This window comes from Variovorax sp. NFACC27, from assembly GCF_048301545.1.
GTDB classification, from domain to species: Bacteria; Pseudomonadota; Gammaproteobacteria; order Burkholderiales; family Burkholderiaceae_C; genus Variovorax; species Variovorax gossypii.
Genome location: NZ_CP157613.1, coordinates 1,320,177 through 1,335,883 on the forward strand (window position 1 = coordinate 1,320,177; position 15,707 = coordinate 1,335,883).

Below are 15,707 nucleotides of genomic sequence, written 5' to 3' on the forward strand. Positions count from 1 at the left end.
CTGCCGCCGCCGTCCCGGTCTATCAGTCGGCCGACGGAGCGGCGGGCGCTTCCGGCGTTTCGGTCGTCGCGACCGGAGCCGCGGCGGCAGCGGCACGGTCGGTACGCGCGCGTTGCAGCGTGCGTGCGACCTCGCCCTGCGCCATGCCGTACATGTCCGCAAACTCCTTCTCGCTGCGACCACTCGCCTCGAAGGCACGCAGCAGCGCCTCGCGCTTGGCGGCCTGCTCGGCCAGCTGGGCGAGGGCTTCGTCGAGCACGGCGTTGTTGTTCGCGTCGCGCGAGCGCACCAGCACGGCATAGGCTTCGCGGTCGAGGCCGGAGGCTTCGACGGCGCGGGCCAGGCGCGCCACGAGTTGCGGGCGCAGGTCTTCGCCGGTGCGCTGCGAGCGGCGGCGGTGCAGCTCGAGGATGGCGTGATGCACGTGCTCGGGCGCCACCGGCTCGGCGACGTTGCCGTCGAGGTCATGGCGCGGATGGCCGGCGGCCACGCTTTCGAGGTAGCGCGTGGAGCGCGCGTGCAGGCCCATGGCCACCTTGAGGTCTTCGGCCTTGAAGTCGTCGGGGTGGCGGGCAATCAGCTCTTCGTACACGCCGAGCTTCAGCGGCAGGAAGCGCGCGCCGAAGAGGTTCGGATACAGCTCGAACAGGCGCTCGAGCGCCGGGTGCACCTTGCGTTGCGGGCGCGCCGGCTGCTGCGGTTGCTGCTTCTGCTGCGATTGCTGCTGCTGGGACTGCGCCTGCTGCGGCCTCTTCGGCTTGCGCTGCTGATGCTGTTGCTGCGGCCGCTTCGCCTGCGCGGGAGCGGAGGGCGTGCCGGCCGTGGCTTCGGAAGCCGTCGTCGAGCCTTCCGTGCCGGCTCGCAGTGCCTGCAGCTGCTGGGCCATGTCCAGGCGCTCGCCACGGGGGCGGCGCGACTTGTTGTTCGGGTTGGCGGTGGTTGCTTCGGTCATTCTGGAAATTCGGCTCGGGGGCGCGAAGAAGGCAGGAAGGAATTCAGTAGTGGAGTGCGCTCGCGCATGCGGCGCGGCGGGCGGGATGTCGTATTGGGCGCATTGTCGTTTCTGTCTTCATCGTCATCGCCGGTTCAGGTCAGGGCCGAAGCCTGCGCGGCCTGCCGGCCGATCAGCAGCCGGAACGGCAGCAGCATCAGCACGCCCACGGCGAGCTTCACGCCGAGGTCGCCCAACGCCCAGGTGAACCACGGGCCCTCGGTGCCTGCGAAGGCGATGCCCCAGAACACGATGCTGTCGAGCACCGCGGCGATCACCGTGGCCACCAGCGGCGCGCGCCACCAGAGGCCGCGGCGCAGGCGGTCGAAGACGCCGATGTCCAGCAGCTGCGAGGCGATGAAGGCAAGCCCCGAGGCCGCGGCGATGCGCACCGGCGCGAGCAGCAGAGATACGCCCACCGCCACCGCGAAGCCCACCCACGCCACGCGACGCGCCATGCCGGGGCCGAAGCGCCGGTTGACGAGATCGCTCACGAGGTAGGCCACCGGATAGGTGAAGGCGCCCCAGGTCAGCCAGTCGTTGATGGCGAACTGCACGAGGATGTTGGAGGCGAGCACCACGGCCGCCATCGTCAGCGTGGCGACGATCAGGTGGCCCAGGGTGGGGCGCTCGAAGAACGTGGCGGAATGCTGCATGGCCTGCATCAGACGTTCGCGGTGCGTTCGCGTTCCGACTCGGCCTGCACGCTGCATGCCACGGCCTCGGCCACCTTGATGCCGTCCACGCCGGCCGACAGGATGCCGCCCGCGTAGCTCGCGCCTTCGCCCGCGGGGTACAGGCCGCGCACGTTGAGGCTCTGGAAGTCGTCGCCGCGCGTGATCTTGATGGGCGACGAAGTGCGCGTCTCGACGCCGGTGAGCACAGCGTCGTGCGTGTCGAAGCCCTTGATCTTGCGGCCGAAGGCAGGAAAGGCCTCGCGCATCGCCTCGATGGCGTAGGCGGGCAGGGCCTTGTGCAGGTCGGTCGGCGTCACGCCCGGCTTGTACGAGGGGACTACGCTGCCGAGCGCGGTGGAGGGCTTGCCGGCGATGAAGTCGCCCACCAGCTGGCCGGGCGCGCGGTAGTCGCCGCCGCCGAGCACGAAGGCGTTGCTCTCCAGCTCGCGCTGCAGCGCGATGCCCGCGAGCGCGTCACCCGGGTAGTCGCGCGGGTCGATGCCCACCACGATGCCCGCGTTGGCATTGCGCTCGTTGCGCGAGTACTGGCTCATGCCGTTGGTGACCACGCGGCCGGGCTCGCTGGTGGCCGCGACCACGGTGCCGCCCGGGCACATGCAGAAGCTGTAGACCGAGCGGCCGTTGCTCGCGTGGTGCACCAGCTTGTAGTCGGCCGCGCCCAGCAGCGGATGGCCCGCATGGCGGCCCCAGCGCGCGCGGTCGATCAGGCCCTGTGGATGCTCCACGCGGAAGCCGATGGAAAAGGGCTTGGCCTCGATATGCACGCCGCGCGCATGCAGCATCGCGAAGGTGTCGCGCGAGCTGTGGCCCAGCGCCATCACCACGTGGTCGGCACGCAGTTCGCCGCTCTGGCCTGTGGCCTGGTCGAGCACGGTGAGGCCGCGAAGATGGCCGTCTTCGATGCGCACGTCGGTCACGCGCTGCTCGAAGCGGATCTCGCCGCCCAGCGCCACGATCTGCTCGCGGATGTTCTCGACCACCTTCACCAGCTTGAAGGTGCCGATGTGCGGATGCGCGACGTAGAGGATCTCCGGCGGCGCGCCGGCCTTCACGAACTCTTCCATCACCTTGCGGCCGAGGAAGCGCGGGTCCTTGATCTGGCTGTAGAGCTTGCCGTCCGAGAAGGTGCCGGCGCCGCCTTCGCCGAACTGCACGTTTGACTCGGGGTTGAGTTCGCTCCTGCGCCACAGGCCCCAGGTGTCGCGGGTGCGCTGTCGCACGGTCTTGCCGCGCTCGAGCACGATGGGCTTGAAGCCCATCTTCGCGAGCATCAGCGCCGCGAAGATGCCGCAGGGGCCGAAGCCGATCACCACGGGCCGCGTCGGCAAGGCATCGGGCGCGCTGGCCGGCGGCGTGTAGCGCATGTCGGGCGCGCTCTGGATGTGGGGATGCCCCGCGTGCTTCGCGAGCAGGGCGGCTTCGAGCTTCGCGTCCGCCAGCTGCACGTCGCAGATGTAGACCGTGAGCAGGTCGGCCTTGCGCGCATCGAAGCTGCGCTTGTAGACGTTGTGGGAGACGATCGCCTCGGAGGGGACGCCGAGCGTCTTGGCGATCAGTGCGACCAGCGCCTCGGGCGCGTGGTCGAGCGGGAGTTTGAGTTCGGAGATTCTCAGCATGGCGTAGGGCTTGTGACTATCAAGCAGACGGCCATTTTAGCTTTGCTGTTTGTGGAACACCGCGGAACCGGCTTTGCCGGGCCGCAGGTGTTGCCCCCGGAAGGGGGGTGGCGCAGCGACACGAAGTGCGCGCAGCCTGGGGGTGAACCAGTTCAGGCCGGCAGGAAGCCTTCGACCGACAGGTAACGCTCGCCCGTGTCGTAGTTGAAGCCCAGCACCACCGCGTCGGGCGGCAGCGAGGGCAGCTTCTGGGCGATGGCCGCGAGCGTGGCGCCCGAGGAGATGCCGACCAGCACGCCTTCCTCGCGCGCGCAGCGGCGGGCCATTTCGCGGGCGGGTTCCGCGTCCACCTGCAGCACGCCGTCGAGCAGCGAGGTGTCGAGGTTCTTCGGGATGAAACCCGCGCCGATGCCCTGGATCGGGTGCGGCGAAGGCTGGCCGCCCGAGATGACGGGCGAGGCCACCGGCTCCACCGCGAACACCTGCAGCTTGGGCCATTTCTTCTTGAGCACCTTCGCCACGCCGGTGATGTGGCCGCCGGTGCCCACGCCGGTGATCAGCACGTCGATGCCGTCGGGGAAGTCGGCGGCGATCTCCTCGGCCGTGGTGCGCACGTGCACGTCGACGTTGGCGGGGTTGTTGAACTGCTGCGGCATCCATGCGCCGGGCGTGCCGGCCACGATTTCCTCGGCGCGGGCGATGGAGCCCTTCATGCCGTTGGCGCGCGGCGTCAGGTCGAAGGTGGCGCCGTAGGCCAGCATCAGGCGGCGGCGCTCCACCGACATGCTGTCGGGCATCACCAGGATCAGCTTGTAGCCCTTGACGGCCGCCACCATCGCCAGGCCGATGCCGGTGTTGCCGGAGGTGGGCTCGACGATGGTGCCGCCGGGCTTGAGCGCGCCGCTCTTCTCGGCGTCTTCCACCATCGCGAGCGCGATGCGGTCCTTGATCGAGCCGCCGGGGTTGGCGCGCTCGGACTTGATCCAGACCTGCTGCTTCGCATTGCCGAACAGGCGGTTGATGCGGATGTGCGGCGTGTTGCCGATGGTCTGGAGGATGTTCTCAGCCTTCATGGGATCTCCTTGGGTCGATGCGTTTGTCGGACGGATAGCGCGCATTGTGAGACCAGCCCATGACCCCTCGCCCACCGAGCCCTATGCCGGCCCGGGGGTGAACTTCATCGCCACGCCGTTCATGCAGTAGCGCAGGCCGGTGGGCTTCGGACCGTCGTCGAACACATGACCCAGGTGGCCGCCGCAGCGGCGGCAGTGCACCTCGGTGCGCGCCATGCCGAAAGAGCGGTCCTGCCGTTCGCCCACGGCCTTGTCCAGCGGCTGCCAGAAGCTGGGCCAGCCGGTGCGGCTGTCGAACTTGGTCTTCGACGAGAACAGGTCGAGCGCGCAGCCGGCGCAGCTGAAGCGCCCGGCCCGGTGCTCGTCGTTGAGCGGGCTGGTGTAGGGCCGCTCGGTGCCTTCCTGGCGCAGCACCGCGAACTGGTTGGCGGTGAGCAGCTTGCGCCATTCGGCCTCGGTGCGCGTGACCTCGAATTTCTCGTTCTCCGCCGCCTGCGCTGGGCGTGAGCCCCAGCCGAAGAACTGGGCAATGGCCAGCCCCAGCGCGGAGGTTCCGGCGGCAATGGCGAAGCGGCGTCCTGTGTCTTGCGTCATATCTGGCTTTCAGCTGTTGGTGGAGCGGAATATCGTTTTCGATATGTTTTATGGAATACAACGATGTACATTCGCCAGTCGGCTGCGAGAGGGCAGTCGAAAGACCGACGGCAGCGTTGCTCCCCTTAGTTCGGGCCGGGCAGGCACTGGGTTACAGCCGGAAGAACGCATTTCGCTATGTCGGATTGAATACATTGAGGATGGAGACTTGGGTATGGATTGGTCCAGAGGCTGGGTGCCGGGCGCGGTCGCGCTGCTGCTCGCGGGTTGCGGTGGAGGGGGCGACAACAACGGCGGTGTTTTCTTTCCGATCGTGCCGGCCCCCGCGCCTGCACCGACACCGGCTCCACCGCCTCCACCCGCGCCATCGCCGGCTCCGGCTCCTGCACCGGCGGTCCAGCTGGGTGGCGCCGTCGACCGCCCGGGCGCCTTCACCGAGGCAGATCTGGCGGCGCGCACTCCCATCACGCAGACCGTCAATTTCTCCAGCGGCAGCGGGCCGCAGACCCACACCTACACCGGCGCGGGCCTCTGGCCGCTGCTGAGCGACGCGGGCATCCAGCTCGACGGCGCGATCAAGAACGACGTGCTGAGCCGCTACCTGCTGGCCACCGGCGCCGACGGCTACAAGGTTGTGTTCGCGCTCGGCGAACTGAGCCCCGATTTCGGCAACAAGCCGAGCGTGGTCGCATACGCCGAGACCACGTCGGGCACCTCGGCCCCGCTGGGCGCGGCCGACGGCCCGTTCCGCGTGACGGCGCCGGGCGACGTGAAGGGCGGGCGCTACGTGTCGAACCTGGTGCGGCTCGACGTGATGGCCGCGCCCGCGACGGCGGCCGGCGTGGGCGGCGGCACCTCTACCTCGTTCGCCGTCTCGGGCAAGGTCGGCACCGCGATGAGCTTCGACGCCACCGCGCTCAAGGGACTGACGCCCGCGCCCGACCTGACCATCGGCGCCAACGTGTACCACGGGGTCAGCCTGTGGACGCTGCTGAGCGGGCTGGGGCTGCCCTCCACGCCGATGAACGCGACGCTGGGCATGTACGCGGTGGTCACCGGCAGCGACGGCTACCGGGCCACGCTCTCGCTGGGCGAGATCGATCCGAACTTCGGCGGCAAGGCGGCCATGGTCGCCTACCAGATGAACGGCGCCGACCTCACCACCACCGGCTTCGCGCGCCTCGTGGTGCCGGGCGAGGTGAAGCAGGGGCGCTCGGTGTCGAACGTGATCGCGATCGAGGTGTTCTCCACCCTCGGCCCCTGACCGAGATCAGCCGGCCAGCGCGCGTCGCTGCCGCAGCGGCGCCTTCCACAGCTCCGCCAGCAGTACGCCCGCCACCGTGAGCACACCGCCCACCGCGTGGTAGGCCGCCAGCGATTCGCCGATGACCACGGCCGCGATCATCACGGTGAACAGCGGAATCAGGTTGAAGAACATGCTCGCGCGGCTCGGGCCGATGTGGGCCACGGTGTGCATCCACATCAGCGGCGCGAGCATCGAGGCGCCGAGGCCCGCGAAGCCGACCAGCGGCAGGTTGGCGGCCGACAGGCCCATCTTCGGCATCAGCAGGTACATCGGCAGCAGGGCGATCACCGTGAACACGATCTGCAGGTAGAGCAGCTGCAGCGCGGGCACTTCCTTCATACCCCAGCGCTTGAGCAGGATCACGTAGACGGCATAGGCCAGCATGGCCAGCAGCATCAGGCCGTCGCCCATGTTGGCGCCGCTCTTCAGCAGCGTGCCGAGGTCGCCCGAAGACACCACCACCGCCACGCCGGCGATGGACACCAGCGAGCCCGCCACCGCGCCGGCCGTGAGCCTCTGGCCCAGCAGCAGGATCGACAGCGCCAGCACCATCATCGGCGTAAGGGAGCCGATGATGCCCATGTGCGTGGCCGTGGTGAGGTAGGCCGCGTAGTAGGCCAGGCTCTGGTAGGCCACCATGCCCAGCAGGCCGAGCACCGCGATGCGGCCCAGCTGCGGGCGCACGGCGCGCCAGTTGCGCAGCACCGGGCGCAGCGCCAGCGGCGTGAAGAGCACGGCGGCCAGCAGCCAGCGGTAGAAGCTGATCTCGGTCGGCGCGATGGTGCCGGCCGCCATCTTGCTGACGACGGTGTTGCCCGACCAGATGACGACGGCGAGCAGCGGAAAAGCGTATTGCCACATGAAGACAGTCCTTGGAGTACGGGGCTATCATCGATTTGTCCGTCCTGCGGCATATAGCTCGATCAGGACAATCCGTCCGTCATTCCGGACTCTCTTTCGCAAAGGAGCCGAACCGCATGGCCGACAAGCTGCGCCTCCTGGCCATCCAGGACGTGGAGGGCATGGAAGGCCCGTTCTACTTCCGCTACGACGACATCGGCGCCGACACGCATGCCGCGTCGCACAGCCACAGCTGGGGCCACCTGAACTACGCCGCCCACGGCACCATGCAGATGGACACCGAGGGCCTGCGCTTCCTCTCGCCGCCGCAGTACGCGGTGTGGATCCCGCCGAAGGTGGTGCACAGCTGCACGGCGCGGCACGCCATCGTCTACCGCTCGATCTACATCGCGCCCGACCTGTGCGGGCGCCTGCCCGCCGAGCCCTGCACCGTGCACATCAGCCCGATCATCAAGAGCGTGCTGGCCGACTTCGCCGCGCGCGACCTGCACGTGCCGCAGACGGAGGCCGACCTGCGCCTTGCGCACGTGGTGGTCGACCAGCTCGAGCTGGCCGAGGTGCAGCGCTGCTACCTGCCGGCGGCGGCGTCGCCCGCGCTCGTCTCGGTGCTCGACGCCCTGCAGGCCGAGCCCGGCGACCACCGCCCGCTGGCCGACTGGGCCGGCAGCGTGCACATGACCGAGCGCACGCTCGCGCGCCAGTGCCAGCGCGAGCTGGGCATGTCATTCGGCGACTGGCGCCAGCGGCTGCGCTTCCTGCGCGCCATCGACGCGCTGGAGGCAGGGCGCACGGTGCAGGAGATCGCGTTCGACCTCGGCTACAGCACCGCGTCGGCCTTCATCGCGATGTTCCAGCGCGAGGCCGGCACCACGCCGGAGCAGTACCGGCGCGAGTTCTGCGGGATCGCCTGAAGGCCGGGCGGCGCGCCGGGCGATAATCCACCCCGTGAAGCACGCCAGACCGCCGCTGGTGCAAGTGCCGAAAGGCCGCACTGGAGGAACGTCCGGACTGCACAGGACAGCGCAGGAGTTAACGACTCTCCACCGTGAGGTGAGGATCAGAGCAACAGAGACGAGCCGATTAAGTTCGGGTGAAACGGGCAATCTCTGCGCGCAGCAACACCAAGTAGGCCAGTATCGAGGTGGTTCCGCTGAGCTGGCGGGTAGGTGGCATCGAGCCGTCTGGTGACAGGCGGCCCAGAGTAATGGCGGTCACGCCGCAGGTTCCGCAAGGGGCCTGCGGTGCACAGAATCCGGCTTATCGGCGGGCTTCACACTTTTCTTCTTTCTCTCCCTTTTCGGTTTTTCGCGCCCTTCGGCCCTGAAGGCGGGCGCGAGCCTTGCCGCCTGCAGGGGTTGGTAGTTACCCGTATAATAGATAGCATGCTAATTAATAGGCGGCTATCTTGAGCGACCCATCCACCCCTAAACCGACGCGCGAACAGGCGCTGATGCGGCTCGGCACGTCGCTCGCGGTGCTGCAGCGCGGCTACCGCGCCGCGGCGGACAAGGCGGTGGCTCACGTGGGCGTGTCTCAGACGCTGGCCTATCCGATCGTGATGCTCGGCCGCATGAACGGCGAGGTGCGCCAGGGCGTGCTCGCCGAGGCGCTGGGCATCGAGGGGCCGTCGCTGGTGCGCTCGGTCGACCAGCTGGTGGAAGCCGGCCTCGTCGAACGCCGCGAAGACCCGGCCGACCGCCGCGCCAAGACCCTCCATCTCACCGAGGCCGGCCAGGCCGTCTGCGAGCCCATCGAGGCCGCGCTGACGCTGATGCGGGTCTCGCTCTTCGAGGGCGTGTCCGACGAAGACGTCGCGGCCTGCCTGCGCGTGTTCGCCGTGCTCGAGGAGCGCATGGGCGTTCGCGCCGTGCAGAGCCTGCCGCCGCCGCCATCGCAGGAAGGGCGCAGGTAGCCCGATGGCCGCGTTCAGCCTGCCGCGCTTCAGTCGCGCGGAGATCCTCTTTTCCGCCAAGAGCTTCGCCGCGGCCATGCTGGCGATGTACCTCGCCAGCCGCGCAGGCCTGCCGCGCCCGTTCTGGGCGCTCATGACCACCTACGTTGTCGCCCATCCGCTGGCCGGCGCGGTGCGCTCGAAGGCTGTCTATCGTTTTCTCGGCACGCTCATCGGCAGCACCGCCACCGTGCTGCTGGTGCCGGCGCTGTCCAACGCGCCCGAACTGCTCACGCTGGTGCTCGCGTTGTGGGTCGGGCTGTGCCTGTGCATCTCGCTCTTCGACCGCACGCCGCGTTCCTATGTCTTCATGCTCGCGGGCTACACGGCGGCGCTGATCGGCTTTCCCTCGGTGCAGACGCCGCTCGCGCTGTTCGACACCGCCGTCGCCCGCGTGGAAGAGATCGGCCTGGGCATCTTCTGCGCCACGCTCGTCCACAGCCTCGTGCTGCCCGCGGGGCTCGCGCCGACCGTGCTGGGCCTGCTCGACCGCACGCTGCACGACGCGCGCAAGTGGCTCGGCGATCTCTTCCAGCCTGCCGGCCGTAGCGGCGGTAATGGCGGCGACCCGAAGCGCCTCGACGACGACCGCCGCCGCCTCGCCGGCGACATCACGCAGCTGCGCCTGCTCTCCACCCACGTTCCCTTCGACACCACGCACCTGCGCTGGACCGCCGGCGCCATCCGCGCGATGCAGGACCGCGTCGCCGCGCTCACGCCCGCGCTCTCCGCCGTCGAAGACCGCCTGCTGGCGCTGGAGCAGGCCGAGGGCGCCATCGCGCCCGACGTGGCCTCCGTGCTCGCGCAGGCCGCGCAGTGGCTGCGCGAAGAAGCCGAACCCTCCGGCGATGCCATGGCGCGCGCCGAGCGCCTGCAAGCCCTGCGCCGCGCCATCGACGCACTCAGCGCCACGCCCGCGAACGCCGCGTCGCAGACTCAATGGAGCCGCGCCCTGCGCATCGGCCTCGCAGGCCGCCTCGAAGAACTCGTCGACGGCTGGACCGCCTGCGCCCAGCTTCGCCAGGACATCGACGAGGGCCTGAAGGGCGCAGCACCGCTGCGCCGCACGGCTGCGCTCGGCAGCCGCGTGCTGCACCGCGACTACGGCATGGCGCTGCTGTCGGCGCTTGCCGCCGTCATCGCCATCTGCCTGTGCGGCGCCTTCTGGATCATCACCGGCTGGCCCATGGGCTCGGCCGCGACCATGATGGCCGCCGTCTTCTGCTGCTTCTTCGCCACCATGGACGACCCCGTGCCGGCGATCCACGGCTTCCTGAAGTGGACGCTGTGGTCCGTTCCGATCTCGGCCGTCTACGTGCTGGTGCTCATGCCCACGGTGCAGGACTTCGGCATGCTGGTGCTCATCTGCGCGCCGCTTCTCCTGCTGCTGGGCTTCTACCTGCCGCGCCCGACGCACTTCATGCCCGCGATGGCGCTGGTCTTCGGCGTGTGCGGCACGCTCGCGCTGCACGACACCGCCAGCTCCGACCTGGTGAGCTTCATCAACAGCATGATCGGCCAGATCGTCGGCGTGGTGGTCGCGGCGCGCGTCACGCGCCTCGTGCGTTCGGTGGGCGCCGACTGGAGCGCACGCCGCATCCAGCGCGCCACCTGGCGCGAGCTGGGCGACATGGCCGCTTCCTCCCAGCCGCAGTACGCGCAGAGTGACGCGTATGCCGTGCGCATGCTCGACCGTATCGGCCTGCTCGCGCCGCGCATCGCGCAGGCCGGCGGCACCGTCGAGGGTGTGGCCGCCAACGACGCGCTGCGCGACCTGCGCATGGGCGCCGACATCGCCGTACTGCAGCGCGTGCGCGGCCAGCTGCCGCTGGCCACTTCGGCCGCGCTGCTCGGCGGCATCTCGCGCTTCTTCCGCCAGCGTGCCGAGGGCCGCATGAACCCGCGCCCGCCGGGCCTGCTGCCGCAGATCGACGAGGCCCTCGGCGCCGTGCTCGATGCGCGCGACACCGCTTCCTCCTCCGCCTCGCGCTCGGCCGTCACCGCACTGGTCGGCCTGCGCCGCAACCTCTTTCCCGACGCGCCGCCCGTGCTGGCGAGCGCGGCCATCAACAACAGCAAAGGAGCTTCCGCATGATCGGCGAAGCCAGCTTCTACGGCCTGTACCTGCCCTGGATCATGGTGCTCGCGCTCGCGGCGCTGCTCGTGCTGTGGGGCGTGCGCCGCCTGCTCGCGGCCACCGGCGCCTATCGCTGGGTGTGGCATCCGGCGCTCTTCGACATGGCGCTCTACCTGCTGCTGCTCTATGCGCTGAGCCGCGCCAGCTCCTACCTCCAATGACAACAACGAGATTCCCATGAAAGCCGCCCGAACTCCAACCGACAGCAATCCGTGGGCCCAGCGCCTGGGCCGCATCCTCATCACCCTGGCCGTGGTGGCCGCCGCCGTGTGGGCCGGCCTGCGCTTGTGGGACCACTACGAGCTCGCGCCGTGGACGCGCGACGGCCGCGTGCGCGCCAACGTCGTGCAGATCGCGCCCGACGTGTCGGGCCTCGTCACCGCGGTGCCGATCCACGACAACCAGCCGGTGGCCGCCGGCACGCTGCTGTTCGAGGTGGACCGCGCGCGCTACGACCTCGCCGTGCGCCAGGCCCAGGCCGCGCTCGCCGCGCAGCGCGCCGTGAGCGCCCAGGCCCAGCGCGAGAACGCGCGCAATACCGGCCTCGACGAACTGGTGTCGAAGGAGTCGCGCGAACAGACCCGCTCGCGCGTCGAGCAGATGCAGGCGGCGGTCGCGCAGGCCGAGGTGGCGCTCGACTCGGCGCGCCTCAACCTGCAGCGCGCCGAAGTGCGCGCGCCCACCGGCGGCCTCGTCACCAACCTCGACCTGCGCCAGGGCAGCTATGCCGCGGCGGGCCGGCCGGTGCTCGCGCTGGTCGATGCGCAGTCCTTCTACGTCGAAGGCTATTTCGAGGAAACGAAACTGCCGCGCATCCATCTCGGCGACCGCGTGCGCGTCACGCCCATGGGCGGCGGCGCGGTGCTCGAAGGCGCGGTCGAGAGCGTGGCAGCCGGCATTGCCGACCATGACCGTTCCACCAGCGCCAACCTGCTGCCCAGCGTGAACCCGACCTTCAACTGGGTGCGGCTCGCGCAGCGCATTCCGGTGCGCATCAAGCTCGATCCGCTGCCGCAGGGCGCGCGGCTCGTCGCGGGCCAGACGGTCACGGTGCAGGTGCTTGAGAACAAGCCCGCGCAGAAGACAGCGGCGACCACCTCCGCACTGCAGAAGGGATGAGCGACATGACCAGCTTCGCATTCCGCCTCGCATCGCTGGCCGCCGCCGCCGCGCTCGCGGCCTGCGCGGCGGTCGGCCCCGACTACAAGCAGCCGCCCGAGGCGCTCGCCAGCCAGGCCGCCGCCGGCAAGCCCTTCGCCGAAGCGCCTGCCAACGCCGCGCCGCTGCCCGCGCACTGGTGGCGCCTGTATCACGATCCGCTGCTCGACAAGCTGGTCGAGCAGGCCCTCGCGCACAACACCGACCTGCGCCAGGCCGTCGCGAATCTCGAGCGCGAGCGCGCCATCGAGGACGAGACCGCAGGCGCCAAGTACCCCACCATCGGCGTCAACGGCGGACCTTCGTTCGGCCACGTCTCGGGCCTGTCGCTGCTGCAGAAGGGCTACGAGCCGCCGAGCACCTTCAACTACAGCGCGGGCGCCTCGCTGTCCTACCAGGTCGACCTGTTCGGCCAGATCCGCCGCGCCATCGAGGCCTCGCAGGCCAGCACGCAAGCCGCCGAAGCCGCGCTCGACCTCGTGCGCGTGAACGTCGCGGCAGGCACCGCGCGCGCGTACGCCGAAGCCTGTTCCACCGGCCTGCGGCTGCAGATCGCGCAGAAGTCCGTCGCGCTGCAGCAGGATGCCGTCAACGTCACCGATCGCCTGCAGCGCGCGGGCCGCGCAGGCGCCATCGATGCGAATCGCGCGCGTGCGCAGTTGCAGCAGCTCAACGCAGCGCTGCCGCCGCTGAAGGCCGAGCGCCAGGGCGCGCTGTACCGCCTCGCCACGCTCACAGGCGCGCTGCCGCAGGACTTTCCGCGCGAGGTGGCCGACTGCACCGTGCCGCCGCGCGTGGCCGGCGTGCTGCCGGTGGGTGACGGCGCCGCGCTGCTGCGCCGCCGCCCCGACATCCGCCAGGCAGAACGCAGCCTCGCCGCATCGACCGCGCGCATCGGCGTGGCGACGGCCGAGCTCTATCCGAAAGTCACGCTGGGCCTCTCGGGCTCTTCCGTGGGCCATGCCGACGGTTTCGGCCGCAAGGACACCTTCGCCTGGAGCCTCGGCCCGCTGATCTCGTGGACCATTCCGAACACCGGCGTGGCGCAGTCGCGCATCGCGCAGGCCGAGGCCGGCACGCGCGCAGCGCTCGCCAAGTTCGACGGCACCGTGCTCACCGCGCTGCGCGAAACTGAAACCGCGCTCGCCACCTATGCGCGCGAGCTCGACCGCCGCGCTGCGCTGCAGGCCTCGCGCGACGAAAGCGCCAAGGTTGCCGCGCAGGCGCGCCAGCTCTACCAGAACGGTCGCACCGGCTACCTCGATTCGCTCGATGCCGAACGCTCGCTGGCCGCCAGCGAAGCCGCGCTCGCGGCCAGCGAGGCGCAGTTGGCCGACGACCAGGTGGTGCTGTTCATGGCGCTCGGCGGCGGCTGGGAGCCCGACGATGCCCATCTCGCGCAGGGGTCGACACCAGCCAACGCCGGACAATGACGCCGACCACCACCACGTCCGCGCAGCCGCAGCGCCGCCCGCACGCGCCGCTGTGGCTGCTCGCGCTGGTCACCTTCAGCGGCACGCTGGCCATGCACGTCTTCGTGCCCGCGCTGCCCATCGCCGCGAAGAGCCTCGGTGCCGGCATCGGCGCGATGCAGATGACGGTGAGCCTCTACATCCTCGGCCTCGCGGTGGGCCAGCTGGTGTATGGCCCGCTGGCCGATCGCTACGGAAGGCGGCCGGTGTTGCTGCTCGGGCTGGGGCTCTATTGCGTGGCGGGCCTCGCCGCCGCGCTGGCGCCCGAGGTGCATTCGCTGATCGCGGCGCGCCTGTTCCAGGCGGTGGGTGGCTGCGCGGGCCTCGTGCTCGGCCGCAGCATCGTGCGCGACACGGCCGAGCCGCAGGAGGCCACGCGCCGCCTCGCGCTGATGAACCTGATGGTCACCATCGGCCCGAGCCTCGCGCCGCTGGTCGGCGGTGCGCTCGCCACCGCGCTCGGCTGGCGCTCGATCTTCTACGCGCTCTTCGGGCTGGGCGTGGTCGGCTTCCTCTTCACCTGGCGCCTGCTGCCCGAGACCGGCACGCCGGGCGCGGTCGTCAATGCGCGCGACCTGGCGCGCAACTACGGCAAGCTGCTGGCCTCGCCGGCCTTTCTCGGCTTCTCGATCGGCGGCGGCTGCGCCACCACCTCGATGTACGCCTTCATCGCGTCGGCGCCCTTCATCTTCGTGGACCAGCTGCACCGGCCGGCGCACGAGGCGGGCATCTACCTCGCCATCCTGGTGTCGGGCGTGTGGCTGGGCAGCTTCCTCACCAGCCACCTGATCTCGCGCGTGAGAGTCGACCGCTTGATGATCCGCTCGAACGCGCTGAGCGTGGCCGCGGCCTTCGTGCTGCTCGGCGCGGCGCTGACCGGGCATCTCTCCGTGCCGCTCATCGTCGCCTGCATGTTCCTGTACACCGTGGGCGCCGGCATGGCCTCGCCGGCCGCACTCACGCAGGCGATCAGCGTGAATCCGCAGGTCATCGGCTCGGCCTCGGGCCTCTACGGCTTCACGCAGATGGCGGTGGGCGCGCTGTGCACCGCGCTCGCGGGCATGGGGCACAGCAACCCGGCGCTGGCATCGGCCATCGTGCTGGCGGGAGCGGGCATCGTGGCGCAGCTGTCGTTCGCGGTGGCGCTGCGCACGCAGAAGCGTGCAGCCGCCGCAGCGAAGCTCAGCGCGTGAACAGCCAGCCGCCCTTCGGCTGGCGCACCAGCTCGTGGCGCTTGACGGCGCGTTCCTCGCCGTCGTCGCCCACGTAGACCACCTCGAAGCGCAGCAGCTTCGGCGAGACCATCTTCCAGTTCTGGATGCGCTTCACGGTCACGCAGGCGGTCTTGTCGTGGTACTGCATCTCCGACATCGGGCCGCCCTGGAAGCCGCTGCCGTCGAACAGGCGGCCGGGCGCGGCGAAGGGGTTGAGCACAGTGCCGTTGCGGGCAGTGATGCAGCCTTCGGTGCGCACGAAGGACTCGATGGTGGGCGAGGCGCTGCGCACCACCTTGCCCACGGCCGGGCTCGGCGGCTTGCTGGCGATGGCCTCGCGGATGCGCTCGACCTGCTCCTCTGTGATTGGCGCGAGGCCGTCCTTCGAGACCACGGGCGGCGGCGCTGCCGGCGGTGCGGGCGGCGGCGGGGGCGCGAGAAGCGTGCAGCCCGTCGCGAGTGCCAGCGGCACGGTGCAGGCGAGGGCGGTGCCCGGTGTTCCGAACTTCATGACTCAGTCTCTCCCTGAGGGCTTGCGGCCCCTGGAGGCCGCGGGCTGAAAATTGCGGGCCGCGAACATGCGGTGCATCGTCGTTGTCGTCCTCTGTCTTCTCTTCTCGACTCTTCTTCTTTGTT

At 70.0% G+C, this 15,707-nt stretch carries 15 protein-coding genes and 1 other RNA gene; 9 read left to right on the plus strand and 7 right to left on the minus strand.

Annotation, left to right across the window (positions count from 1 at the left end):
• Positions 1-22: 22 nt before the first annotated feature.
• The 5 genes from ABL840_RS06180 to msrB all read right to left on the minus strand — a co-directional run bounded on the left by ABL840_RS06180 (position 23) and on the right by msrB (position 4,972).
• Positions 23-952: a ProQ/FINO family protein gene (locus ABL840_RS06180; protein ID WP_093299610.1), complete on the minus strand. Its 930-nt coding sequence runs from the start codon at positions 950-952 to the stop codon at positions 23-25.
• Between the two features lie 134 nt (positions 953-1,086).
• Complete coding sequence (locus ABL840_RS06185) at positions 1,087-1,647, minus strand: VUT family protein (RefSeq protein ID WP_093299927.1); 561 nt, start codon at positions 1,645-1,647, stop codon at positions 1,087-1,089.
• A gap of 8 nt (positions 1,648-1,655) precedes the next feature.
• The gene (locus tag ABL840_RS06190) at positions 1,656-3,305 is read right to left on the minus strand and encodes an NAD(P)/FAD-dependent oxidoreductase (RefSeq protein WP_093299612.1); all 1,650 of its coding nucleotides are present in this window, start codon (positions 3,303-3,305) and stop codon (positions 1,656-1,658) included.
• A gap of 152 nt (positions 3,306-3,457) precedes the next feature.
• Positions 3,458-4,378 (minus strand): cysteine synthase A, encoded by a 921-nt coding sequence (gene cysK / locus ABL840_RS06195; protein WP_093299615.1) that lies wholly within the window; start codon positions 4,376-4,378, stop codon positions 3,458-3,460.
• 81 nt (positions 4,379-4,459) lie between these two features.
• Positions 4,460-4,972 carry a peptide-methionine (R)-S-oxide reductase MsrB gene (gene msrB, locus ABL840_RS06200; protein WP_093299618.1) on the minus strand — a complete coding sequence of 171 codons (513 nt, stop codon included), beginning with the start codon at positions 4,970-4,972 and terminating at the stop codon, positions 4,460-4,462.
• Positions 4,973-5,186: 214 nt separating this feature from the next.
• On the opposite strand from msrB, the gene ABL840_RS06205 reads away from it, so the two are divergent.
• Positions 5,187-6,236 (plus strand): hypothetical protein, encoded by a 1,050-nt coding sequence (locus ABL840_RS06205; protein WP_093299620.1) that lies wholly within the window; start codon positions 5,187-5,189, stop codon positions 6,234-6,236.
• A gap of 6 nt (positions 6,237-6,242) precedes the next feature.
• On the opposite strand, the gene ABL840_RS06210 is transcribed toward ABL840_RS06205, so the two are convergent.
• Positions 6,243-7,139, minus strand: coding sequence for a DMT family transporter (locus ABL840_RS06210; protein ID WP_093197086.1), 897 nt, complete (start codon positions 7,137-7,139; stop codon positions 6,243-6,245).
• A gap of 116 nt (positions 7,140-7,255) precedes the next feature.
• On the opposite strand from ABL840_RS06210, the gene ABL840_RS06215 reads away from it, so the two are divergent.
• The 8 genes from ABL840_RS06215 to ABL840_RS06250 all read left to right on the plus strand — a co-directional run bounded on the left by ABL840_RS06215 (position 7,256) and on the right by ABL840_RS06250 (position 15,050).
• Entirely contained in the window at positions 7,256-8,050 is a 795-nt protein-coding gene (locus ABL840_RS06215) for an AraC family transcriptional regulator (protein ID WP_093299624.1), read from the plus strand.
• 36 nt (positions 8,051-8,086) lie between these two features.
• Positions 8,087-8,415, plus strand: an RNA gene (rnpB, locus tag ABL840_RS06220) — RNase P RNA component class A.
• Positions 8,416-8,589: 174 nt separating this feature from the next.
• Positions 8,590-9,051 carry a MarR family winged helix-turn-helix transcriptional regulator gene (locus ABL840_RS06225; RefSeq protein WP_093197081.1) on the plus strand — a complete coding sequence of 154 codons (462 nt, stop codon included), beginning with the start codon at positions 8,590-8,592 and terminating at the stop codon, positions 9,049-9,051.
• A gap of 4 nt (positions 9,052-9,055) precedes the next feature.
• Positions 9,056-11,185 carry an FUSC family protein gene (locus ABL840_RS06230; RefSeq protein ID WP_093299626.1) on the plus strand — a complete coding sequence of 710 codons (2,130 nt, stop codon included), beginning with the start codon at positions 9,056-9,058 and terminating at the stop codon, positions 11,183-11,185.
• A complete protein-coding gene (locus ABL840_RS06235; protein WP_093299629.1) occupies positions 11,182-11,388 on the plus strand; it encodes a DUF1656 domain-containing protein in 207 nt (68 codons plus the stop codon). Before ABL840_RS06230 ends, ABL840_RS06235 begins: the two co-directional genes overlap by 4 nt.
• A 16-nt stretch (positions 11,389-11,404) precedes the next feature.
• Positions 11,405-12,346, plus strand: a complete 942-nt coding sequence (locus tag ABL840_RS06240) for an HlyD family secretion protein (protein WP_093299631.1) — start codon at positions 11,405-11,407, stop codon at positions 12,344-12,346.
• On the plus strand, positions 12,343-13,818 hold the full coding sequence (locus ABL840_RS06245; protein ID WP_093299634.1) for a TolC family protein: 1,476 nt from the start codon (positions 12,343-12,345) through the stop codon (positions 13,816-13,818). The genes ABL840_RS06240 and ABL840_RS06245 overlap by 4 nt, the downstream gene beginning before the upstream one ends.
• Positions 13,815-15,050 (plus strand): multidrug effflux MFS transporter, encoded by a 1,236-nt coding sequence (locus ABL840_RS06250; protein ID WP_093299636.1) that lies wholly within the window; start codon positions 13,815-13,817, stop codon positions 15,048-15,050. The genes ABL840_RS06245 and ABL840_RS06250 overlap by 4 nt, the downstream gene beginning before the upstream one ends.
• Here the strand turns inward: ABL840_RS06250 and ABL840_RS06255 are convergent.
• Complete coding sequence (locus tag ABL840_RS06255; protein WP_093299639.1) at positions 15,040-15,582, minus strand: hypothetical protein; 543 nt, start codon at positions 15,580-15,582, stop codon at positions 15,040-15,042. The genes ABL840_RS06250 and ABL840_RS06255 overlap by 11 nt on opposite strands.
• Positions 15,583-15,707: the final 125 nt, after the last annotated feature.